Origin of the sequence: Streptomyces sp. NPDC089424, from assembly GCF_044749345.1 — a bacterium.
Taxonomy (GTDB): domain Bacteria; phylum Actinomycetota; class Actinomycetes; order Streptomycetales; family Streptomycetaceae; genus Streptomyces.
This window is the reverse complement of the sequence record NZ_JBIVHU010000002.1, coordinates 1,508,297-1,529,971: the sequence shown is the minus strand read 5'-3', so window position 1 is coordinate 1,529,971 and position 21,675 is coordinate 1,508,297. Positions and strand designations below refer to the sequence as shown.

Annotated in this window: 22 protein-coding genes; 6 read left to right on the top strand and 16 right to left on the bottom strand. The window is 73.4% G+C overall.

The features are described from left to right. Positions 1-36: 36 nt before the first annotated feature. From ACIP2X_RS14420 to ACIP2X_RS14410, 3 genes are all read right to left on the bottom strand, one after another. Complete coding sequence (locus ACIP2X_RS14420) at positions 37-1,194, bottom strand: ROK family transcriptional regulator (protein WP_401671974.1); 1,158 nt, start codon at positions 1,192-1,194, stop codon at positions 37-39. A gap of 100 nt (positions 1,195-1,294) precedes the next feature. Then, positions 1,295-1,957, bottom strand: a complete 663-nt coding sequence (locus ACIP2X_RS14415; RefSeq protein WP_401671972.1) for a response regulator — start codon at positions 1,955-1,957, stop codon at positions 1,295-1,297. A 14-nt stretch (positions 1,958-1,971) separates the two neighbouring features. Continuing rightward, complete coding sequence (locus tag ACIP2X_RS14410) at positions 1,972-3,129, bottom strand: sensor histidine kinase (protein WP_401671969.1); 1,158 nt, start codon at positions 3,127-3,129, stop codon at positions 1,972-1,974. A 107-nt stretch (positions 3,130-3,236) separates the two neighbouring features. On the opposite strand from ACIP2X_RS14410, the gene ACIP2X_RS14405 reads away from it, so the two are divergent. The 3 genes from ACIP2X_RS14405 to ACIP2X_RS14395 are packed head-to-tail and all read left to right on the top strand — an operon-like array spanning position 3,237 to position 5,366. Further along, entirely contained in the window at positions 3,237-4,157 is a 921-nt protein-coding gene (locus tag ACIP2X_RS14405; RefSeq protein ID WP_401671966.1) for an ABC transporter ATP-binding protein, read from the top strand. Positions 4,158-4,159: 2 nt separating this feature from the next. Beyond that, positions 4,160-4,885: an ABC transporter permease gene (locus ACIP2X_RS14400; RefSeq protein WP_401671964.1), complete on the top strand. Its 726-nt coding sequence runs from the start codon at positions 4,160-4,162 to the stop codon at positions 4,883-4,885. A 40-nt stretch (positions 4,886-4,925) separates the two neighbouring features. Then, entirely contained in the window at positions 4,926-5,366 is a 441-nt protein-coding gene (locus tag ACIP2X_RS14395) for a hypothetical protein (RefSeq protein WP_401671961.1), read from the top strand. A 50-nt stretch (positions 5,367-5,416) separates the two neighbouring features. Here ACIP2X_RS14395 and mug read toward each other — a convergent pair whose 3' ends face one another. The 8 genes from mug to ACIP2X_RS14355 form a co-directional block, all read right to left on the bottom strand. Next, positions 5,417-5,962, bottom strand: a complete 546-nt coding sequence (gene mug, locus ACIP2X_RS14390; protein WP_401672370.1) for a G/U mismatch-specific DNA glycosylase — start codon at positions 5,960-5,962, stop codon at positions 5,417-5,419. Further along, a complete protein-coding gene (gene purB / locus ACIP2X_RS14385) occupies positions 5,959-7,401 on the bottom strand; it encodes an adenylosuccinate lyase (protein WP_401671958.1) in 1,443 nt (480 codons plus the stop codon). Before purB ends, mug begins: the two co-directional genes overlap by 4 nt. A 99-nt stretch (positions 7,402-7,500) precedes the next feature. Continuing rightward, positions 7,501-8,286 carry an SGNH/GDSL hydrolase family protein gene (locus ACIP2X_RS14380; protein ID WP_401671956.1) on the bottom strand — a complete coding sequence of 262 codons (786 nt, stop codon included), beginning with the start codon at positions 8,284-8,286 and terminating at the stop codon, positions 7,501-7,503. A gap of 82 nt (positions 8,287-8,368) precedes the next feature. Then, entirely contained in the window at positions 8,369-9,382 is a 1,014-nt protein-coding gene (locus tag ACIP2X_RS14375) for a hemolysin family protein (protein WP_401671954.1), read from the bottom strand. After that, positions 9,379-10,719: a hemolysin family protein gene (locus tag ACIP2X_RS14370; protein ID WP_401671951.1), complete on the bottom strand. Its 1,341-nt coding sequence runs from the start codon at positions 10,717-10,719 to the stop codon at positions 9,379-9,381. Before ACIP2X_RS14370 ends, ACIP2X_RS14375 begins: the two co-directional genes overlap by 4 nt. A gap of 141 nt (positions 10,720-10,860) precedes the next feature. Then, positions 10,861-11,289, bottom strand: a complete 429-nt coding sequence (locus tag ACIP2X_RS14365; RefSeq protein ID WP_401671948.1) for a GNAT family N-acetyltransferase — start codon at positions 11,287-11,289, stop codon at positions 10,861-10,863. A gap of 105 nt (positions 11,290-11,394) precedes the next feature. Continuing rightward, the gene (locus ACIP2X_RS14360) at positions 11,395-13,962 is read right to left on the bottom strand and encodes an ABC transporter permease (RefSeq protein ID WP_401671945.1); all 2,568 of its coding nucleotides are present in this window, start codon (positions 13,960-13,962) and stop codon (positions 11,395-11,397) included. Between the two features lie 4 nt (positions 13,963-13,966). Then, positions 13,967-14,779, bottom strand: coding sequence for an ABC transporter ATP-binding protein (locus ACIP2X_RS14355; protein ID WP_401671943.1), 813 nt, complete (start codon positions 14,777-14,779; stop codon positions 13,967-13,969). Positions 14,780-15,001: 222 nt separating this feature from the next. Between ACIP2X_RS14355 and ACIP2X_RS14350 the strand changes: the two genes are divergently transcribed. Next, positions 15,002-15,283 carry an antitoxin gene (locus ACIP2X_RS14350; RefSeq protein ID WP_401671940.1) on the top strand — a complete coding sequence of 94 codons (282 nt, stop codon included), beginning with the start codon at positions 15,002-15,004 and terminating at the stop codon, positions 15,281-15,283. 4 nt (positions 15,284-15,287) lie between these two features. Continuing rightward, a complete protein-coding gene (locus ACIP2X_RS14345; RefSeq protein ID WP_401671938.1) occupies positions 15,288-15,662 on the top strand; it encodes a fic family toxin-antitoxin system, toxin component in 375 nt (124 codons plus the stop codon). A gap of 11 nt (positions 15,663-15,673) precedes the next feature. On the opposite strand, the gene ACIP2X_RS14340 is transcribed toward ACIP2X_RS14345, so the two are convergent. From ACIP2X_RS14340 to bioB, 4 genes are all read right to left on the bottom strand, one after another. Continuing rightward, positions 15,674-16,354, bottom strand: a complete 681-nt coding sequence (locus ACIP2X_RS14340) for a class I SAM-dependent methyltransferase (RefSeq protein WP_401671936.1) — start codon at positions 16,352-16,354, stop codon at positions 15,674-15,676. A 525-nt stretch (positions 16,355-16,879) separates the two neighbouring features. Beyond that, a complete protein-coding gene (gene bioD / locus ACIP2X_RS14335; protein ID WP_401671933.1) occupies positions 16,880-17,608 on the bottom strand; it encodes a dethiobiotin synthase in 729 nt (242 codons plus the stop codon). Between the two features lies 1 nt (position 17,609). Beyond that, positions 17,610-18,890, bottom strand: coding sequence for an adenosylmethionine--8-amino-7-oxononanoate transaminase (locus ACIP2X_RS14330; protein WP_401671931.1), 1,281 nt, complete (start codon positions 18,888-18,890; stop codon positions 17,610-17,612). Further along, a complete protein-coding gene (gene bioB / locus ACIP2X_RS14325; RefSeq protein WP_401671929.1) occupies positions 18,883-20,103 on the bottom strand; it encodes a biotin synthase BioB in 1,221 nt (406 codons plus the stop codon). Before bioB ends, ACIP2X_RS14330 begins: the two co-directional genes overlap by 8 nt. Positions 20,104-20,256: 153 nt before the next feature. Between bioB and ACIP2X_RS14320 the strand changes: the two genes are divergently transcribed. After that, positions 20,257-21,384 carry an 8-amino-7-oxononanoate synthase gene (locus ACIP2X_RS14320; protein WP_401671926.1) on the top strand — a complete coding sequence of 376 codons (1,128 nt, stop codon included), beginning with the start codon at positions 20,257-20,259 and terminating at the stop codon, positions 21,382-21,384. Positions 21,385-21,445: 61 nt separating this feature from the next. Here ACIP2X_RS14320 and ACIP2X_RS14315 read toward each other — a convergent pair whose 3' ends face one another. Then, a complete protein-coding gene (locus ACIP2X_RS14315; protein WP_401671923.1) occupies positions 21,446-21,667 on the bottom strand; it encodes a DUF397 domain-containing protein in 222 nt (73 codons plus the stop codon). Positions 21,668-21,675: the final 8 nt, after the last annotated feature.

Sequence of the window (21,675 nt, the reverse complement as noted above, 5' to 3'; positions counted from 1 at the left end):
GGCCCGCACGGTTCCTGGGCCCTCGTGTGCCGCGGGTCAGCGGCGCGCCGTCACCGTCCCGTCGACCGCGAACAGCTGCTCCTCCACGTGGTCCAGGGCCAGCCGCAGCGCCCCGGTCGCCACGGCCGCCTCGCCCAGCAGCGACAGGGTCACCTTCGGCGGGCGCAGGCAGTAGCGCGCCAGCTCCCGGCGCAGCGGATCCAGTACGCCGTCCAGTCCCGCCGCCCAGCCACCGATCACGACCAGTTCCGGGTCGAGGGCCAGCGCGAGCGCCGCCACGTCGTGCACGAGCCGCTGGATGAACCGTTCGACGGCGGCCGTCGCCCGCTGATCGCCCTCGCGGGCCTGCGCGAAGACCGCGGCGACCGCCTGCTCGTCCAGCGGATGCAAGGGCTCGTCCGTGGTGGACAGCAGCGTCTCCGGCGTCGCCTCCCGGCCCAGCAGATGCAGCGCGCCGATCTCACCGGCGGCCCCGCCGAACCCCCGGTGCAGCCGTCCGCCGATCAGCGCGCCCGCACCCGGACTGAGACCCGCCAGCACGAACACCACGTCGTCGGACTCGGTGGCGGAACCCTTCCAGTGCTCGGCGACCACCGCCGCGTTGGCGTCGTTCTCCACCAGCACCGGGCACTTGAAGGAGCGGCTCAGCCGCTCCCCGAGCCGCAGCCCCGTCCAGCCGGGCAGGGCGGTCCCCAGGCGCACCGTCCCGTCCGCCTCGACGATCCCCGGCGTCGCCACCCCGACGGCCCGCAGCGAACCCCGCGCGATCCCGGCCCGGCGCAGCAGCTCGGCGACGGCGGTGCGCAGCCGCTCCAGCCGCTCGTCGGCGGACGCGGTCTCGTCGATGTCCTTGGCCTGCGCGCCGACGATCCGCCCGTCCAGCCCCGAGAGCAGCGCGGCGACCCGGTGCGGCCCGATCTCCAGCCCCAGCAGGTGCCCGGCCTCGGCCCGGAACCGGAACCTCCGTGCCGGTCGCCCCTGGCGCCGGGCGGCGCCCTCCTCAGCGGCCTGCTCCACCACGAGACCGGCCTCGATCAGGCCCTCGACGACACCCTCGACGGTCGGCCGGGACAGGCCGGTGACCCGGGTGATCTCCGTGAGCGTCGAGCAGTCCGTGGTACGCAGCGCGTGCAGCACCACCGCGGAATTGATCCTTCGCAGCAGCGAGGGATCCCCGCCGGTCAGCCGCCCCAACGTCCGTCCTCCCAGCTCGTGCGCGTGTTCGCCGGATCGTACTCGGCACCGGCGGACAGCGGCGAGTGCCGGAGCCCTGCGAATCCGCCGGGGACGTGGATCAGCCGGGCGAGACGAACCCCGACTCGTACGCCGTGATCACCGCCTGGGTGCGGTCCCGCGCCCCGAGTTTCGCCAGCACGGCACTGACGTGGGACTTCACCGTCTCCGTGCCGACGGCCAGGCGCCCGGCGATCTCCGCGTTCGACAGGCCGCGGGTCATCAGCCGCAGCACCTCCGCCTCACGCTCGGTCAGCCGCGCCCGGTCCAGCGCCGCCCGGGCCGCGCGATTGCCGCCGCTGTCGCCGTACTCCGCCGCCAGTTGCCGCACCGAGGCCGGGAACAGCAGTGACTCGCCCTCGGCGACCAGCCGCACCGCGTGCACGATCTCGGCCGGCCGGGCCCGCTTCAGCAGGAACCCGGAGGCTCCGGCCCGCAGCGCGGCGTACACGTACTCGTCGTTCTCGAACGTGGTGACCACCAGGATCTTCGGAGGCCTCTCGACCGTCCGCAGTACCGCCCGCGTGGCCTCGATACCGTCCAGCAGCGGCATCCGTACGTCCATCGCGACCACGTCCGGGCGCAGTTGCCGTACCAGCGGGATCACCGCCGCCCCGTCGGCCGCCTCGCCGGCGACCTCGATGTCGGGCTGCGCCTCCAGCACGGCCCGCAGCCCCGCCCGGACGAGCGGTTCGTCGTCGACAAGGAGAACGCTGAGCGGCATCCCGCCAGCGTAGATCAGCCCAGCGGCAGCTCCGCACGCACCCGCCAGTCGCCCCCGGCCGGCCCCGTGCGGGCCCGCCCGCCGAGCAGGGCCGCGCGCTCGCGTATGCCCCGCAGGCCGCTGCCCTGCCCCGGGTCCGGCATCGCCCCGGGCAGCGGATTGCGGACGTCCAGCGCCAGGGTGCCGTCCGCCACCTCGATCCGGACGCGGACCGCAACGGCCCCCGCGTGCCGCAGGACGTTGGTCAGCGACTCCTGGAGGATCCGGTACCCCTCGCGCGAGACGGGCCCCGGCACGGCGTCGACGGGCCCGGTCACCTCCACGTCGACCGTCGCGCCGGACGCGCGCGCCGACTCCAGCAGCCGCTCCGCGTCCACGAGGGTGGGCCGGGAACTCGCCGGCCGCTCCGCCTCGCGCAGTACGCCCAGCACCCGCTCCAGATCCTCCAGGGCGGCCCGCCCGGTCTCCTCGATGGCGCCCAGCGCCCGCTCGGTGAACGCCGGATCACCCGCCGCCCGCGCCGCGCCCGCCTGCACCACCGCCACGGTCAGGGCGTGACCGATGGAGTCGTGCAACTCGCGTGCGATCCGGGTGCGTTCGAGGAGCTGCTCGGTGCGCTCCTCCAGGGTGGCCAGCCGCTCGGCCGCGGAGGGGCCCAGAAGACGGCGCGCGGCCACCGTGGCCACGTGGCCCAGGCCGAGCACCGTCACGTACAGCACGACGACGGGCACGGGCGCCAAGAGCCCGTGCACCCACGGGTGCGCGAAGGTCCACAGCAGCGGGTTGTCGTCGTACTGCGGGTGCCCGAGCGCGGTCGCGACCATGTTGACCGAGGTCAGGGGCAGCCACACCGTCGCGAAGGCCGCGGCCGCGCCGAGAACCAGCCGGAGCTCCAGCCACAGCACGGTGCGCCACCGGTCCCGCCAGGTCGCCGAAGGCGCCGTGGAGATCCCCGAATCCGGCTCGCCCGGCATCAGCAGCAGCTGCGCCTGCACACCCTCGCCCGTCCGCACCGCCGGGATCATGGCGACCGGGATCGCCAGCAGCGCGGGCACCCAGGGCCTCGACATGTCGATGAAGAGCCATACGCTCACCAGGAACACGGGCACCCACAGGTGCAGCAAGCGCGTGTACGTCGTCCCCCGCAGCAAGGGGCGCAGCAGTCGGCCCATCGCGTCATCGTGCCAGCCGGCACCGACGACGCACCTCCCCCGGGCGGGGGAGACGATCTCCACGCGCGGGGGAGGAGTACGGCGCGCGGACCGGCCAGGCTGGCCCCATGACCAGCATCCACGTCCAGGACCTCACCAAGGAGTACCGCTCCCGACGCGCCGTCGACCACCTCACCTTCACCGTCCGGCCCGGCCGTGTCACCGGCTTCCTCGGCCCCAACGGCGCCGGCAAGTCGACCACCATGCGGCTCGTCCTCGGCCTCGACCGGCCCACGTCCGGGACCGCCACGGTCGGCGGCCACCCCTACGCCTCGCTCCACGAGCCCCTGCGCACGGTCGGGGCCCTGCTCGACGCGGGCGCCGCCCACGGGTCCCGCACCGGCCGGGACCATCTGCGCGTCCTGGCGGCCGCGAACCGCATCCCGGTGGGCCGCGTGGACGAGGTGCTGGCGGAGACCGGCCTCGCGCCGGCCGCGCGCCGCCGGGTGCGGACGTACTCGCTGGGCATGCGCCAACGCCTCGGTATCGCGGCGGCGCTGCTCGGCGACCCCGCGGTGGTCATGCTGGACGAACCGTCGAACGGCCTCGACCCCGAGGGCATCGTCTGGATCCGCGGCCTGCTGCGCCGGCTCGCCGACGAGGGACGTACGGTCCTGGTCTCCAGTCATCTGATGCACGAGACGGCGGTGTTCGCCGACCACCTCGTGGTCCTCGGACGCGGACGACTGCTCGCGGACCTGCCCATGCGGGAGTTCATCGACGCGCGCGTGCGCCCACGGGTGCGGGTGCGCACCACCGACCCGGCCGCCCTGAAGGAGGCCCTCGGACGGCACGGCTACACGTCCACCGCGACCGGGGACGGCGCCTGGACCGTGGAGCACGCGCGCGTGGAGGACATCGGCCGCCTCGCCTCCGAGGCACGGGTGCCCCTCCTCGAACTTGCCGCCGCCGAAGGCACGCTGGAGCAGGCCTATCTGGACCTGACCGCGGCCGAGACCGAGTTCACCGCCCAGCGCCAGGAGGCCTGACCATGCCCTTCGCTTCCGTCCTGCACGCCGAGTGGCTGAAGATCCGTACTCTCCGGTCGTTGACCGGCACACTGCTGGTGCTGGTCGCCGTGTCGACCGCCTTCTCCGCGCTGGGCGGGGCCTCCGACAGCGGCGACCCGGAGTTCGACCCGCTGTCCAACGCGCTCTCGGGACTGCTGCTCGGTCAGATCGCCGCCATCGCGTTCGGCGCGACGGCCGTCTCGGCGGAGTACCACGGAGGCGCCCTGCGCGTCTCGTTGGCCGCCGTGCCGCGGCGCGGGCGCTGGTTCGCGGCCAAGCTGACGGCGGTGGCCCTGCCGGCGCTCCTCGTCGGGGTGCTCACGGCCGCCGCGTCCCTCGTGGCGGGGCGGAGCGTGATGGGTGAGGCCGCGGCCGGTCCGACGGCCGGTGCGCAGGTACGCGCCGTTCTGGGCGGTGGGGTCTACCTCATGCTGATGGCCCTGTTCGCCGCCGGGTTCACCGCGCTGCTGCGCAGCGGGATCGCGGCGCTGGGCATCCTCGTCCCGTTCCTGCTGATCGTGTCGTTCGTCATCGGCGACGCCGCGGGTGCGGCGGTGGAGTTCATGCCGGACCGGGCCGGGCAGATCGTCCTGCGGGAGAGCTGGGACGGCACCCTCGGTCCATGGACCGGGCTGGCGGTGACCACCGTGTGGGCGGCGTCGGCGGTGGCGGCGGGTGCCTGGAGCGTTGTGCGGCGGGACGCCTGACGGAGCGCCAATTGTCAGTGGGGCCGGGTTTACTGGGGTCATGAACCTCGCGCGGTGCCTGGACACGATCGACCGGCTGTGCTCCCGCCCCTTCCCGGCGGAGCACGGCTGGTCGGACGTCGGCCGGGGAGGACCGGGCTACTACGTGGCGGAGACGGCCGGGTGGGAGGCACCGGACCCCGACTGCGCTCACGGGGAGCGCACCACCGACGACGTCGAGGCGTTCCGGGAGGGCGTCGCGCAGCGGCTCGACGATCGGTGGGGTGCGCGACCGCCGTGGGCGATGCTCACCCTGCGGGTGCGCGCCGGACGCGGCGAGGAGATACCGGAGCCATGGGCGAGCGTCAGTGCCCTGGCGGACGACCTGCGCATATGGGAGGCGACCGGGACGGGCCGCTGGGTCGCCCTCGGGGTCGCCCGGGGCGACGGCTCGACCCCGGCCCGCCTCCTGACGGTCGTGACGGAGGTGGACCCCGAGTGACCGGCCGGGTCCCGCGCACGGCCTGACCGGCCTGCGAAGACCTCGCAGTGCTAGTCCGCCGCGGCCACCCGGAGCCGTGCGAACTCCTCCGCCATGGTCGCAGTCGTCCAGTGCGCGTTCAGCCCCGAGGGGTTGGGCAGCACCCACACGCGGGTGTCCCCGATCGTCCGCTCCTGCGGCCCGACCCGCGCCTTGCGGTCGTCGAAGGCCGCGCGGTACGCGGTGACCCCCACGACCGCCAGCCGGCGCGGCCGCAGCCGCGCCACCTTCAGCGACAGCAGCCGGCCGCCCTCGCGGTACTCCTCGGCGCTCAACTCGTCGGCCCGGGCCGTCGCCCGTGCCACCACGTTCGTGATGCCGAGCCCGTACGACGGCAACTCGCCCTGCTCGGACGGCTTCAGCAGCCGGGGCGTGAAACCCGACAGGTGGAGGACCGGCCAGAAGCGGTTGCCGGGACGGGCGAAGTGATGTCCCGTTGCGGCGGTCATCAGACCGGGGTTGATGCCGCAGAAAAGCACTCTCAGGCCGTCCGCGACCACGTCCGGGACGAGACGGTCGCGGGCGGCCTGGAGCTGCTCGGGAGTGAAGCGTGTCAGAGGATCGCTCCCGGCGTGTAGCCCGCGGCCTCCGGACGCTGCTTCACGATCTCCTCGATCCGCCCGACGACGGCCGCGACCTGGTCGGCGGCGGCACCGGTGAAGGACAGCTTGTCGGCCATCAGGCCGTCGAGCGCGGTGCGGTCCAGCGGGATGCGCTCGTCGGCGGCCAGCCGGTCCAGCAGTTCGTTGCGCTCGGCGCCCTGCTCCCGCATCGCGAGGGCGCACGCCACGGCGTTCTCCTTGATCGCCTCGTGCGCCACCTCACGGCCGACACCCGCCCGCACCGAGGCCATGAGCACCTTGGTCGTGGCCAGGAACGGCAGATAGCGGTCCAGCTCGCGCGCCACCACCGCCGGGAACGCGCCGAACTCGTCCAGCACCGTCAGGAACGTCTCCAGCAGGCCGTCCAGCGCGAAGAACGCGTCGGGCAGCGCGACGCGCCGCACCACCGAGCAGGAGACGTCACCCTCGTTCCACTGGTCGCCCGCCAGCTCCCCGGTCATCGAGGCGTAGCCGCGCAGGATCACCATCAGACCGTTGACGCGCTCGCAGGAGCGGGTGTTCATCTTGTGCGGCATCGCGGAGGAGCCGACCTGACCCGGCTTGAAGCCCTCGGTCACCAGCTCGTGTCCGGCCATCAGCCGGATCGTCTTCGCCAGCGACGAGGGACCGGCGGCCAGCTGTACGAGCGTGGTCACGACCTCGTAGTCCAGCGAGCGCGGGTACACCTGGCCCACCGAAGTGAAGGCCTGCGAGAAGCCCAGGTGCCCGGCGATCCGCTCCTCCAGCTCGGCGAGCTTGCCGGCGTCCCCGCCGAGCAGGTCCAGCATGTCCTGGGCGGTGCCGACGGGGCCCTTGATGCCCCGCAGCGGGTAGCGGCCGAGCAGCTCCTCGATCCGGCCGTGCGCGACCAGCAGCTCGTCGGCGGCGGTCGCGAACCGCTTGCCGAGGGTGGTGGCCTGCGCGGCGACGTTGTGCGACCGGCCGGCCATCACCAGCTCGGCGTACTCCCCGGCGAGCTTGCCGAGCCGCGCCAGGACGGCCACCGTGCGGTCGCGCATCAGCTCCAGCGAGAGCCGGATCTGCAGCTGCTCGACGTTCTCGGTGAGGTCGCGGGACGTCATGCCCTTGTGCACGTGCTCGTGCCCGGCGAGGTCGTTGAACTCCTCGATCCGCGCCTTCACGTCGTGCCGCGTGACCTTCTCGCGCTCCGCGACGGAGGCCAGATCGACCTGGTCGAGTACGCGTTCGTAGTCGGCGATCGCCGCGTCGGGCACCTCGATCCCGAGGTCCTTCTGGGCCCGCAGCACGGCGAGCCAGAGCCGGCGCTCCAGCTTCACCTTCTGCTCGGGCGACCAGAGCGTGGCGAGCTCGGCGGAGGCGTAGCGTCCGGCGAGGACGTTGGGGATGCGGGGCTTGGCGGGAGCAGAAGTCACGTAACCGGATTCTACTGGCGGTTCGTGCAGGTCGGCGCCATGGGTCGGTTCGTCGGAACCTACGAGGCCATCGTCGCCCGGTGCGGGGCCGCGGCCGGCCTAGGCCAGGTCCTCGTACGGCAGCAGGTCGGGCCGCTTCGGCGGGCGGCCGTCCCCCGAGGAGCGGCCGGTGAGCCTGCGCCCTATCCACGGGAGCAGATGCTGCCGGGCGAACCGCACGTCCGCGACCCGCCGCGAAGACCACCCGGGCGGCAGGGTGGCCGCCATCGGCACGTGCCAGTCCGGGTCCTCGGCCTCGTGACCGAGCCGCTGCCAGACCGCCTCCGCGACCCGGCGGTGCCCCTCGCCCGTCAGGTGCAGCCGGTCGACGTCCCACAGCCGGGGGTCGCTGAGCGAGCCCGCCCCGTACAGGTCCACGACCACCGCGCCGTGCCGCGCGGCCAGCTCGTCGACGCAGGCGAAGAGCTCCTCCATGCGCGGCCGGAACCGCTCCAGCACGGGGCCCTGCCGTCCCGGGCTGCGCATCAGCACCAGCTGTTTGCAGGCCGGGGCCAGCCGCTCCACGGCCTCCTCCAGGAGCCCGCGCACCCGCCCCATGTCGCACTTGGGCCGCAGGGTGTCGTTGAGCCCGCCGACCAGCGTGATCACATCGGCGCCCATGGCGGCGGCCACGGGCACCTGCTCGTCGACGATCTGGCCGATGAGCTTGCCGCGCACGGCCAGGTTGGCGTACCGGAAGCCGGGCGCGCGGGCGGCCATCCGGGCGGCGAGCAGGTCGGCCCAGCCCCGGTAGGTGCCGTCGGGGAGCAGGTCCGACATGCCCTCGGTGAAGGAGTCGCCGACCGCGACCAGGCTGCTGTACAGGGGTGAGGTGTTCGTCTCCATGGCGACGGAGATGGTATCCCGAGGCGCATACCCGCCGGTCGGTCACCCTCCCCGACGCGTCCGGTGCGGGGCCACGCCGGGCTCAGGCCCACTGCCCGAACAGCTCCCGCAGCACGTCCTCCATGGTCACCAGCCCCGCCAGCCGCCCGTCGGAGCCCAGCACGGCCGCCACATGCGTACGGCTGCCCCGCATCGCGGTGAGGACGTCGTCCAGCGGCGTGGCCTCCCGCACGCGCGCGATGGGCCGCATGTCGCGCAGCCGGAACGGCACGTCCCGCGGGGAGGCGTCGAGCGCGTCCTTCACATGCAGGTAGCCCACGATGCGCCGGCCCTCGTCCACCACGGGGAAGCGGGAGAACCCCGACCGGGCCGACAGCCCCTCCAGTTCCTCCGGAGTGACCCCGACGCTCGCGTACACGACGCGCTCCAGCGGGAGCACGACGTCGCGCACGGGCCGACGGCCCAGTTCGAGGGCGTCGTGCAGGCGTTCCTGCGCCCGGTCGTCGATCAGTCCCGCCGCACCGGAGTCCTTGACGATCCGGGCCAGCTCGGCGTCCGAGAAGGTCGCCGTGACCTCGTCCTTGGTCTCGATCCGCAGCAGCTTCAGCAGCCCGTTCGCGAACGCGTTGATCGTGAAGATCACCGGTCGCAGCGCCCGGGACAGGGTCACCAGCGGCGGCCCGAGCAGCAGCGCGCTGCGCGCCGGCTCGGCGAGCGCGATGTTCTTCGGCACCATCTCGCCCAGCAGCATGTGCAGGTACGTCGCGAGCGCTAGCGCGATCACGAACGACACCGCGTGGCCCGCCCCGCTCGGCACCCCCATGGCGTGGAACACCGGCTCCAGCAGGTGCGCGATCGCCGGTTCCGCGACCACGCCGAGCACCAGGGTGCACAGCGTGATGCCCAGCTGTGCCGCCGCCATCAGCGCGGACACGTGCTCCAGCCCCCACAGCACGCTCCTGGCCCGCCGGTCGCCCTGCTCGGCGTACGGCTCGATCTGGGAGCGGCGTACGGAGATCAGCGCGAACTCCGCGCCCACGAAGAAGGCGTTCACGACCAGCGTCGCCAGACCGATCAACAGCTGTACGACGGTCATGCCCGCGCCTCCTTCTCGTCGGTCCCCTGGTCCTCGGGCGGCGCGTGCAGCAGCACGCGCGCGGCCCTGCGGCCACCGGCGTCCAGCACGTCCAGCCGCCAGCCGGCGACCTCGACGCTGTCGCCGACCTCCGGGATGCGGCCCAGTTCGTTCGCGACGAGGCCGGCCAGCGTCTCGTACGGTCCTTCGGGCGGCCGCAGGCCGACGCGCGCGAGCTGGTCCATGCGGGCGGCGCCGTCCGCGGAGTACAGGGCGTGGCCGTCCTCGTCGGCGCCGACCGGGGCGAGGTCGGGGGTCTCGTGCGGGTCGTGCTCGTCGCGGACCTCGCCGACGACCTCCTCGACGATGTCCTCCAGGGTCGCGACGCCCGCCGTGCCGCCGTACTCGTCGATGACCACCGCCATGGTCCGCTTGCCGGACAGCCGGTCGAGGAGCCGGTCGACGGTCAGCGACTCGGGGACGAGCAGCGGCTCACGCATCATGTCGGCGACCCGCACCCGGGGGCGGCGCTCCGCGGGCACGGTCAGGATGTCCTTGATGTGGGCGGTGCCCACGACCGAGTCGAGGCTGCCACGGAAGACCGGGAAGCGGGACAGGCCCGTCGCGCGGGTCGCGTTCGCCACGTCCTCGCAGGTCGCCTGCGCGTCCAGGGCGACGACCTGCACGCGCGGGGTCATCACGTTCTCGGCGGTCAGGTCGGCGAGGTTCAGGGTCCGCACGAACAGTTCGGCGGTGTCGGGCTCCAGGGCGCCCTCCCGGGCGGAGTGCCGGGCCAGCGCGGCCAGCTCCTGCGGCCCGCGCGCCGAGGCCAGCTCCTCGGCGGGCTCGATGCCGAAGCGGCGTACCAGGCGGTTGGCCGTGTTGTTGAGATGCGTGATGAACGGCCGGAAGATCGCGCTGAACCAGCGCTGGGCGTTGCCCACCCGCCGGGCCACGGCCAGCGGTGAGGAGATCGCCCAGTTCTTGGGCACCAGCTCGCCCACCACCATCAGGAACACCGTCGACAACGCCGTGCCCAGCACCAGCGCGATCGACGACGCCGTCGAGGCGGAGGCGCCCAGGGCGCGCAGCGGGCCCGCGATCAGCCGCGCGATGGACGGCTCGGCGAGCATGCCGACCACCAGGTTGGTCACGGTGATGCCGAGCTGGGCGCCGGAGAGCTGGAAGGTGAGGTTCCGTACGGCCTTGAGGGCACCGGCGGCGCCGCGCTCGCCGCGTTCCACCGCACGCTCCAGCTCGCCACGCTCGACCGTGGTCAGGGAGAACTCGGCGGCGACGAAGGCGCCGCAGAGGAGCGAGAGCAGGATCGCCACCAGCAGGAGGAGCACTTCGGTCATCGGGTCACCTCCGTCCCATGATCCGGCAGGGCGGGGAGGATCGCGCGATGTCTGGCACGGGGAGGCACGCCCATGGACGGACGCTCACACCTTTCGGGTAGGGGCCGGTCCGGGGGGCGGACGGCACGGTTCGGGACGACGTCAGGACACTGTCAGCGGCTTCACCCAGCGGCGCCACTGCTCCTGCGGCGAGTACCCCGCCGCACGCCAGGCGTGCTGACCGGTCTCGTTCCGGGTCAGCACCATCGCGTCGCCGCGGCGCCCGCCGAGCTCCACGAAACGTTCCTCCGCGGCGGCCAGCAGCGCGCCACCGATGCCCTGGCGCCGGTGGCCGGGGTGCACGGCGAGCCGGTAGAGGTGGCAGCGCCAGCCGTCGAAGCCCGCGATCACCGTGCCGACCAGTTCGCCCTCCCGCTCCGCCAGGATCAGCGCCGCGGGGTCGCGGTCGACGAGTCGTTCCACGCCGTCGCGGTCGTCGCTGATGCTCGTGCCCTCGGCGGCGGTCCTCCAGAAGGCCAGCACGGTGTCCAGGTCGTCGGGTGTCGCGGCCCGTGTCCGCACGTCGCTCATGACGTGATCCCATCACCGGCCGGGACCGCCGCGCGCCTGTTTTCCAGCATCCGGACCAACGGGGGCCGCCCGCCGGGCACAGGGACACCGGTCGGCCGCCCGCCCTCACTCGTGCGCGATCGCCGCCAGGACGTTCATCCGGGAGGCCCGCAACGCCGGCAGCAGTGCCGCGACGACCCCCACCACCGCCGAGCCGATCACGACGGCGACGATCGTGCCCCACGGGATCGCCAGCGCGGTCATGCCCTCCAGCGCCAGCACCTGCTGGGTGCACAGACCCCAGACCAGCCCCAGCGCCAGCCCGAGCAGCGCGCCGAACACCGCGATCACCACCGACTCCAGCCGGATCATCCGGCGCAGCTGGCGCCGGGCGAGCCCGATGGCCCGCAGCAGCCCGATCTCCCGGGTGCGCTCGACCACCGACAGGGCCAGGGTGTTGACCACGCCCAGCACGGCGATCACGATCGCCAGCCCGAGCAGCGCGTACACCAGGTAGAGCAGTACGGCGATCTGGTCGTCGACGAGCTGCTTGTAGTCGGCCAGGTCCCGCACCTGCACCTGCGGATACGCCTCCAGCGTCGCCTCCAGGGCGTCGCGCAGGTCGTCGTCTGCGGTGCCCGGACCGCCGTTGACGTACAGCGAGGAGTCCTGCGCTGTCGGGGCGTACCGCTCCAGCGTCGCGAGCCCGAAGTAGATCCCGCCCTGCATGCCGAAGCCGCCGGACGACTCCTGGTCGGTGAGCGCGCCCACCGTCAGTTCGGCCTGACGTCCGCCCTGGAACTCGACGGGTACCGTGCTGCCGACCCGCAGCCCCCGGTCCCGCGCGAACTCCCGGTCCATCGCCATCCGCCCGGGAGCCAGCGCGGTGGCGCTGTCGCCCCGCGCGTAGGGCACGTTGGCGACCTCGTCGAGCCGCGGGTCGTAGGCGGCCGCCGTCGTCTCGATCCGGTCGCCGTCCGGCAGGGTCACCGCGATCGGCGCGAACCGCGAGCGCACCACCAGGCCGACGCCCTCGGTCTCGCGCACCCGCTCGGTGACCTCCCCGGGGAACGGCACGAAGTTGGCGTTCTGCAGTACGAAGTCCGCGCCCAGCGTCCGGTCGATCTGCTCGTCGAACGACTTCGTCATCGAGGCGCTGGCCACCGACATCCCGCCGACCAGGGCGAGCCCGACCATCAGGGCGGCCGCGGTCGCGCCGGTGCGGCGGGGATTGCGCAGGGCGTTGCGCTGGCTCATCCGCCCGATCGAACCGAACAGCGCCGGGAACCAGCCACCCAGCACCCGGATCACCGGCCGTACCAGCAGCGGCCCCGCGATCACGGTCGCGACCAGCGTCAGCACGACCCCGAGGCCGAGCAAGGAGGCGGCCGAACCGGTGTCGGAGGCCAGCACGCAGCCCACCAGCGCGGCCACGCCGGCCGCCCCCACGACCGTGCCCACGATCGCGCGCGTCCTGAGCGGCCGGCCCACCCCGGCGACCTCCGCGTCCGCGAGCGCCGCCATCGGCGAGACGGAGGCGGCGCGGCGGGCGGGGAGGTACGCGGCGACGAAGGTGACGCCGACGCCGACGACGTACGCCGTCACAGGGGTCGCCCAGCCGACGACCATCTCGGCGGACCTGATGTTCATGCCGAGCACGCCCATCAGCCCGATCAGCCCGGCCGCGAGCCCGATGCCGGCGGCCAGTCCGAGTGTGGAGCCCACCAGACCCAGCAGCAGCGCCTCGGTCAGCACCGAGCGGCGGACCTGGCGGCGGTCGGCACCCAGCGCGCGCATCAGACCCAGTTCGCGGGTGCGCTGCGCGATCAGCATGGAGAAGGTGTTGACGATCAGGAACACGCCCACCAGCACCGCGATCCCGGCGAATCCGAGCATCACCCACTTGATGACGTCGAGGAAGCCGCCGAGCTGTTCGACGTCGGACCGGGCCTTCTCGTCCGCGGTGCGCAGGTCGTAGCGGCCGGTGCCGAGCGTGTCCGCCACCCGCTGCTTGAGCGTTTCGTCGCTGACGCCCGGTGCCGCGTCCACCGTGATGCCGGTGGCACCCTTCGGGTCGCCGAGGAACCTCGTCTGCGCGGTCGGTGTGTCCACGAACAGCAGCGCGGCGCCGGGGTTGGTCGTGGTGAAGGTGACGATGCCGACCACCTCGACCCGGAACGAGCCGGGCGCGGCGATCACCGTCAGGGTGTCTCCCCGCTCCACGTCGCTGCGCTCGGCGGTCTGGGAGTCGATCAGCGCCTCGCCGGGCCCGCGCGGGACATGACCCGAGGTCAGCTCCACGGGGCTGCGCTCGGTGGGGTTCCAGTTGTTGCCGAGCGTGGGGGCACCACCGGTCGGGCTGACCGACTCGTTGCGGTCGTCGACGACGGTGATGTTCTGGACCTCGACCTCGGCGCGGGCGGCGGCCACCCCGCCGATCCGGGCGACCCGTTCGGCGAGCGCGGCCGGCAGGGTGGCCGTGGCACCGGACGGCACCGCCTCGGCGAGCGTCTCCCGGGGACTGACCGTGACGTCCGCCGCGGTCGAGGCGAAGAGCCGGTCGAAGGTGCGGCTGACGGTGTCCGAGAAGATCAGGCTGCCCGCGACGAACGCCACGGACAGCAGCACCGCCAGCGCCGAGAGGAGCAGCCGCCCCTTGTGGGCGAGGAAGCTTCTGAGCGTCGCCTTCAGCACGGCGTCATTCTCCCTGGGCGCGTGCGCCGTCGTCGTACTGACGGCGGATCACGTCGAACCGCTTCATGCGTTCCAGCACCGCCTCCGCCGTCGGCCGCTCCATCTCGTCGACCATCCGCCCGTCGCCCAGGAAGAGCACCAGATCGGAGTGGGCGGCGGCGCCCGGGTCGTGGGTCACCATGACGACGGTCTGCCCGAGTGCGTCGACGGCCTCCCGCAGGAAGCCGAGGACCTCCAGGCCCGCGCGGGAGTCGAGGTTGCCGGTCGGCTCGTCCGCGAAGATCAGCTCCGGCCGGGAGGCGAGGGCGCGGGCGCAGGCGACGCGCTGCTGCTGGCCGCCGGAGAGCTGGGACGGGCGATGCCCCAGCCGGTCCCGCAGCCCGAGGGTGTCGATGACCTGGTCGAGCCATTTCTGGTCGGGCCTGCGGCCCGCGATGTCCATGGGCAGGGTGATGTTCTCCAGCGCGTTCAGCGTCGGGATCAGGTTGAACGACTGGAACATGAAGCCGATCCGGTCTCGCCGCAGCCGGGTCAGCTCGCGCTCCTTCAGCCCGGTGATCTCGGTGTCGCCGAGCCACACCTGGCCCGCCGAGACGTTGTCGAGGCCGGCCAGGCAGTGCATGAGGGTGGACTTGCCGGACCCCGAGGGGCCCATCACGGCGGTGAAGCGCCCGCGCGCGATGTCGACGTCCACCGAGTCCAGGGCGAGCACGGTCGTCTCGCCCGAGCCGTAGGCCTTGGTCAGCCCCCGGGTGCGGGCGGCGAACCCGTCGGCCGGGGCGTGTCCCGGGGCGTGCTCCGCAGCAGGTGTGGACAAGGGTGCCTCCTTGGTCGCTCCTCGCTCGTGTGCGGCCGGGTACCGCGCGGACGACGCCCCAGCTCGGGCCGACACTAGTGTGACGCGCGGCACACGCGATATCCCCCGGAGGTCCTGGATGTCCTCCTGCCCAGGTCGTGCGTCCCGGACAGCTGTAGGGGGCAGGCACCGGGCCGTGCGGAAGGCCTTGCCGCGCTAGCGTCCGAGCGCTAGCTTCGAAGTATGGCCAAGACCCAGCTGAACGTTCGCGTCGACGAGGACACCGCCCGGGCGGCGCGCGAACGTGCCGTCGCGCGCGGGATGAGCGTCAACCGTTACATCGAGGAACTCGTCAAGCAGGACACCGGCGAGGTCGGCCACACCTTCGTGGAGGCCGCCGCCGACTTCATGAAGCAGTACGAGTCGGTCTTCGCCGAGGAGTTCGGCCCCGAGCGTGAGGGCCGCGTCGGCGCCGGCAAGGTGAAGGAAGGCCGGGCGGGCCGCACGAGCGAAGGTCGCCGCTGATCCCTTGAACGACCTCACCATCGACCTCGCCTGGCTCCTGATGCTCGCCGAACAGAACACGCCGGGGGATCCCCAGGTCACCGACTGGGGAGCACTCGTCGCCGCCGTCGCCCGCCACCAGGCCGAGATCTTCGACGTCCCCGTCTACGACACCCCGCACGCCCGCGCCGCGGCACTGCTCCAGCTGCTGATCCACGTGCCGGCGCTGGAGCGGTCCAACGCGCTGTTCGCCTGCGCCGTCGCGTACGCCTACCTCGTCGCGAGCGGTGCCAAGGTCGTCACCTCGCCCGAGCAGGTGCGCGATCTGGCCCGGCTCGTCAAGAGCGGTGAGGCGTCGGTGCACGACATCGCGCGCGAGCTGCGCCAGTGGAGCCTGTGAGGCGGACGCCTTTACTGCTGCGGCCGCCACGCGGTGCCCAGCACACAGAACGACGTGGGCAGCGCGGGTCCCTTCTCCGGCATCAGCATCCGCCGGTGCGGGCCGAGTTCGAAGCCGGCGCCGCGGACCGCGCCCAGCGGGTCACGGGACAGATGGCAGCCGCCGGTCAGCGCCGGCCACAGCGTGCGGTCCAGGGCGCGCTGCGTGAGGCCCATGACGCGGCCGCCGCCCCGCCCGTGCTCGAAGAACCGCAGCTGGCCGCCCGGCCGCAGCACCCGCCGCGCCTCCCCGAGGGCCCGCTGCACGTCCCGCACGCTGCACAGCACCAGCGACAGCACGACCGCGTCGAAGCCCTCGCTCTTGACCGGCAGCGCCTCCGCCACACCCGGCACCACGTCGACCGGCACGTCGGAACGCAGGGCGTTCTCCACCGCCAGCCTCCGCAGGCCGCGCTCCGGTTCGATCGCGACGACCTCGGCGACCGTGCCCGGGTAGTGCGCGAAGTTCAGCCCGTTGCCCGCGCCGATCTCGATCACCCGGCCGGACAGCCCGGCCAGCAGCCGCTCGCGTATCCCGCCCATACCCATCCGCGTCTCGGCGGCCACGCTGACGCGGGCGTAGTAGCGGGCGAACAGCGGGTGGTGCACGGGATCCCGTGCCACCTTGCCGGTACCGGCGGACCGAAGCGGCATGGAGACCTCCCGGGCAGGACGGGCAGTACCGGAATTGTCCCCCGGACAGGCCCGGCACACCCCCCTCCGACACATACCGCGGAAACCCACGTGGCGGCGCAGGGTGGCCGCGCCCCGGGAAGCCCGCGGCGCGCGGACTCGCCGACTGCTCAACTGCCGGACGGCACTTTCCGGCTGTCTCGGCCGGCCTGCCCGCGGGGCCGCGCGATCGATGAGCACGGGGAGGGGTGTCCTGGTGGCCGACGGGGCGGCTTTCCCCACGGGCCGCGGCGGCGGCCCCTCGTGCCACCTCCGCCTGCTCGCCCTCGCCGCCGTCGCGACATGTGCGAGGGGGCTGCCGGCGGCCATGGCGCCACGGGGCCGACGGGTGACGACCCTGTCGCCAAGGTCGTACCGGGGATCTCGGCGGCCTGCGCGCGGTCGGGCGAGGCGCTCGGCGGCGGTTCACCGCCTCGCGTCGGTCGGCGGGTCGGAGGGCCGAGGGCCCCGGTGCCCCGACCCGCCGAGCGGCGGTCCTGCCGGGGATCAGGCGAACGGGCGTGGGCCCTCCCGGACTCGGAACGCCTCCGCGTCCCACGAGCCGTCGAGTCGCGGGGCCAGCCATGCCGGTGCCGCCGCGCGGAAGGCCTCCGGCGTCAGCGTCGCCGCGTCGGCGGGCAGGGCGCCCTGGAGGGGCGCGTCCGCGACCTCCGGCAGATCGGCGACGTTGCAGCGCGAGGCGAGGTCCGGTGCGGCCGGCCAGCTGCCGATCACGACGCCCGCCAGGTCGAGCCCCCGGGCGCGCACCTCACGCGCCGTCAGTTCCGTGGTGTTGAGCGTGCCCAGCCCCGCCGTCGCCACCACGAGCACCGGCGCCGCCAGCAGCCCGGCCGCGTCCGCCAGGGTCCCGCCCGCCGGGTCGAACCGCACCAGCAGCCCGCCGGCGCCCTCCAGCAGCACCAGATCGTGCTCGGTGGCCAGCTTGGCGGCGGCCTCGGCGATCTCGTGCGGGTGCACCGGTGCCAGCCCGGCGCGCCGCGCCGCGGTCCCCGGCGCCAACGGCTCCGGATAACGTGCCAGTTCGGCCGTCGTGACCGGGCCCGCGAGCCGCGCCACCTCCTCGACGTCCCCGGGCTCCTCGGGCCGTACGCCCGTCTGCGCGGCCTTCAGCACCGCGACCGAACGCCCAGCAGCCCTCGCCGACGCGGCGATCGCGGCCGTCGTGACCGTCTTGCCGACCTCCGTGCCCGTCCCCGTGATCACCAGGATCGGCATGTCATCCCTCCCGCGCGGCCGCGCACACCGCGCGCCCGATCCGTGCCAGGTCCGTGTCGTCCGTGACGTACGGCGGCATCGTGTAGACGAGGTCGCGGAACGGCCGCAGCCACACGCCCTCGCGCACGGCGGCCCGCGTCGCCGCCGTCATGTCCACCTCGTGGTCGAGCTGGACGACGCCGATGGCGCCGAGGACCCGCACCTCACGCACCCCGGGCAGGTCCGCGGCCGGTGCCAGGCCCTCACGCAGCCCCGCCTCGATCCGCTTGACCTCCGCGCGCCAGTCCTGACCGCGCAGCAGCTCGATCGAGGCGCAGGCCACGGCGGCCGCCAGCGGATTGCCCATGAACGTCGGCCCGTGCGCCAGCACCGGCACCTCGCCCCGCGAGATGCCCTCGGCCACCCGCGGCGTGCACAGCGTCGCCGCCATGGTCAGGTAACCGCCGGTCAGCGCCTTGCCGACGCACATCACGTCCGGCGACACGCCCGCGTGCTCCGCCGCGAACAGCGCGCCCGTCCGGCCGAAGCCGGTCGCGATCTCGTCGAACACCAGGAGCACGTCGTGCGCGTCGCACGCCTCGCGCAGCACGCGCAGATACGCGGGGGAGTGGAACCGCATCCCGCCCGCGCCCTGCACCACCGGTTCGACGACGACGGCGGCGAGTTCACCGGCGTGCCGCTCGATCGCCGCGCGCAGCCGCTCCGCGTACGACTCCTCGTACGTGGCCGGAGGCGGGTCGGCGAAGACCTGGCGCGGCAGCACCCCGGTCCACAGCTCGTGCATCCCCCCGTCGGGGTCGCAGACCGACATCGGCTGCCAGGTGTCGCCGTGGTAGCCGCCCCGCCAGGTGAACAGGCGGTGCTTCTCCGGCCGGCCGAGCGAACGCCAGTACTGCAGGCACATCTTGACCGCGACCTCGACCGACACCGACCCGGAGTCGGCGAGGAACACATGCTCCAGACCGTCAGGAGACATGTCGACAAGGAGCTTCGCCAGCCGCACGGCGGGCTCGTGCGTGAGCCCGCCGAACATCACGTGACTCATCCGCGACAACTGTGCGCGGGCGGCCTCGTTCAGCACCGGGTGGTTGTAGCCGTGGATCGCCGACCACCAGGACGACATCCCGTCGATCAGCTCGCCCGAGCCGTCCGCGAGCCGCAGCCGGACCCCGCTCGCCGACTCCACGACGAGCGGTTCCTGCCGGCCGGGCATGGGGCCGTACGGATGCCAGACGTGCCGCCGGTCGAGGTCCAGCAGCTCCGGCACGGACAGGTCAGGCATTGGGCGCAAGGTCCGTTCCGGCACCCCGGCGGCGTACCGCGACCAGGTCCGTACGCGGCTCGGCCGCCTGCGCGGCAGGTGCCGACCCGCAGACCCCGCCGCCCTCGTGCGACCCGCACGCGCCGGCCTCGTGGGACCCGCACCCGGCGTCCCCGTGGGACCCGCAGCCCTCGCCCTGCCCGCTCTCCCGCGACCCGCAGCCGCCGCCCACCCGGTGCTCCGGCAGCGTCACCTGATCGGCGCCCTCCACCTCGAACCCGGCGTCGGCGATCATCTCCAGGTCGGCCTTGCCCGCCTGGCCCTCGCTGGTGAGGTAGTCGCCCAGGAAGACCGAGTTGGCCAGGTGCAGGGCGAGGGGCTGCATGGTGCGCAGATGGACCTCGCGGCCGCCCGCGATGCGCACCTCGGCGTCCGGGCACACGAAGCGCACCATCGCGAGGATCCGCAGACAGCGCTGCGGGGTGAGGTTCCACTCCTTGGCGAGCGGCGTGCCCTCGAACGGGATCAGGAAGTTGACCGGCACCGAGTCGGGGTCCAGCTCGCGCAGCGAGAAGACGACGTCGACCAGGTCCTCGTCCGACTCACCCATCCCCGCGATCAGACCGGAGCAGGCCGACAGGCCCGCCGCGTGCGCCTTCTGCACGGTGTCGACACGGTCGGCGTAGGTGTGGGTGGTCGTGATGTCCGCGTACGTTCCCTCGGACGTGTTCAGGTTGTGGTTGTAGGCGTCGGCGCCCGCATCGCGCAGCCGCTCCGCCTGCCCGTCGGAGAGCAGACCGAGGCAGGCGCACACCTCGACGCCCTCGTTCTGCTCCTTGATCGTCCTGATCGTCTCGGAGACCCGGTCGACGTCCCGGTCGGTCGGCCCGCGACCGCTGGCCACCAGGCAGACCCGTTTGGCCCCGCCCGCGAGCCCCGCGGCGGCGGCCTCGGAGGCCTCGCCGGGCTTCAGCCACGTGTACTTGAGGATCCCGGCCTTGGAGCCGAGCCGTTGGGAGCAGTACGAGCAGTCCTCCGGGCACAGGCCCGACTTGAGGTTGACCAGGTAGTTGAGTTTCACCCTTCGGCCGAACCAGTGGCGGCGCACCTTGCCGGCCGCGGCCACCACATCGAGCAGGTCGTCGTCGGAAGTGGCGAGGACGGCCAGCGCTTCCTCGCGTGTCGGCGTCTCGCGCCGAAGCCCCTTGTCCACCAGCGTGTTCAGCAGGTCCATGAAGGTGATCCTGTCCTAACGCACCGCTTCGGGCCAAGAGGAGACTTCGCACAACCCCGCGTGTTCGACGTGTGGGTATTGCCACACCCTGCGCCCCGATGGGTACCGCTAGTGTCTGTTCACTGCCTACAAAAACACCGGAGGACGGACCCCATGGCGTTCGGCTGGATCGACGAGCAGGCACAGCTGCGCCGGGGCGCCGGACTCGTACGGACCCTGCGGCCGCGCCCGGCGGACTCGCCGCTGCTGGACCTGGCGAGCAACGACTACCTGGGTCTGGCCCGGCACCCCGAGGTCGTCGAGGGCGCCGCGCGGGCGGCGCGGACGTGGGGCGGCGGGGCGACCGGCTCGCGCCTGGTCACGGGCACCACCGCGCTGCACACGGAACTGGAGGGCGAGCTGGCCGCGTTCTGCGGCTTCGAGGCGGCGCTCGTCTTCTCCTCCGGCTACGCCGCCAACCTCGCCGCGGTCACCGCGCTGGCGCCGCACGGCTCACTGATCGTCTCCGACGCGGGCAACCACGCCTCGCTCATCGACGGCTGCCGGCTGGCCCGGGGCACCACACAGGTGGTCGCGCACGCCGACCCGGAGGCGGTGCGCAAGGCGCTGCGCACCCACGACGGACCGGCGGTCGCCGTGTCCGACACGGTCTTCTCGGTGGACGGGGACGAGGCTCCCCTGACCGCCCTTGCGCAGGCGTGCCGGGAGAGCGGCGCGGGGCTGGTCGTGGACGACGCGCACGGCCTCGGGGTACTCGGCGACGGCGGCCGCGGCGCGCCCCACGCCGCGGGGCTCGCGGGCGCGGACGACGTGGTCGTCACGGTCACGCTGTCGAAGTCGCTGGGCAGTCAGGGCGGCGCGGTGCTCGGCCCGGCACGGGTGATCGACCATCTGGTCAACGCGGCCCGGACGTTCATCTTCGACACCGGTCTGGCTCCCGCCGCCACGGGCGCGGCGCTGGCGGCACTGCGGCTGCTGCGTGGTGAGCCGGAGCGCGCGGCGCGGGCGCGTGCGGTGGCCGGTGAACTGCACTCCCGGCTGACGGCGCTGGGCCTGGAGGCGGTACGGCCGGACGCCGCGGTCGTCTCGGTGTGCGCGCCGTCCCCGGAGAGCGCCGTGCGCTGGGCGGCCGACTGCCGTACCGAGGGGCTCGCCGTGGGCTGCTTCCGACCTCCTTCCGTGCCCGACGGCATCTCCCGGCTGCGGCTGACGGCCCGCGCGGACCTCTCCGGGGACCAGATCGAACGCGCTGTACGAGTCATCGGCGACACGCGACCATGAGTCGGCGAACCACGGCCGTGCGTCGCGCTGTTCGGAATCGATCAGGGATGATCCGACCTGATCAGAGGTGAGCCGTGAATCCCGCCCAGCTCTCGGGGGAGAAGAGCAGCGCGGGTCCGGCGGGGTCCTTCGAGTCACGTACGGCGAGCAGGCCGGCCCATGGGCCCAGGTCCGGCCGGGCTGTCTCGACGCAGTTGTTGGCGCCGGTGCTGTAGCTGCTGCGCAGCCAGTGCACACCGAGCAGTCGCGTGCTGGAGGGTACGTTCCGAGGCAGTGCGGTCATGGTGCCTC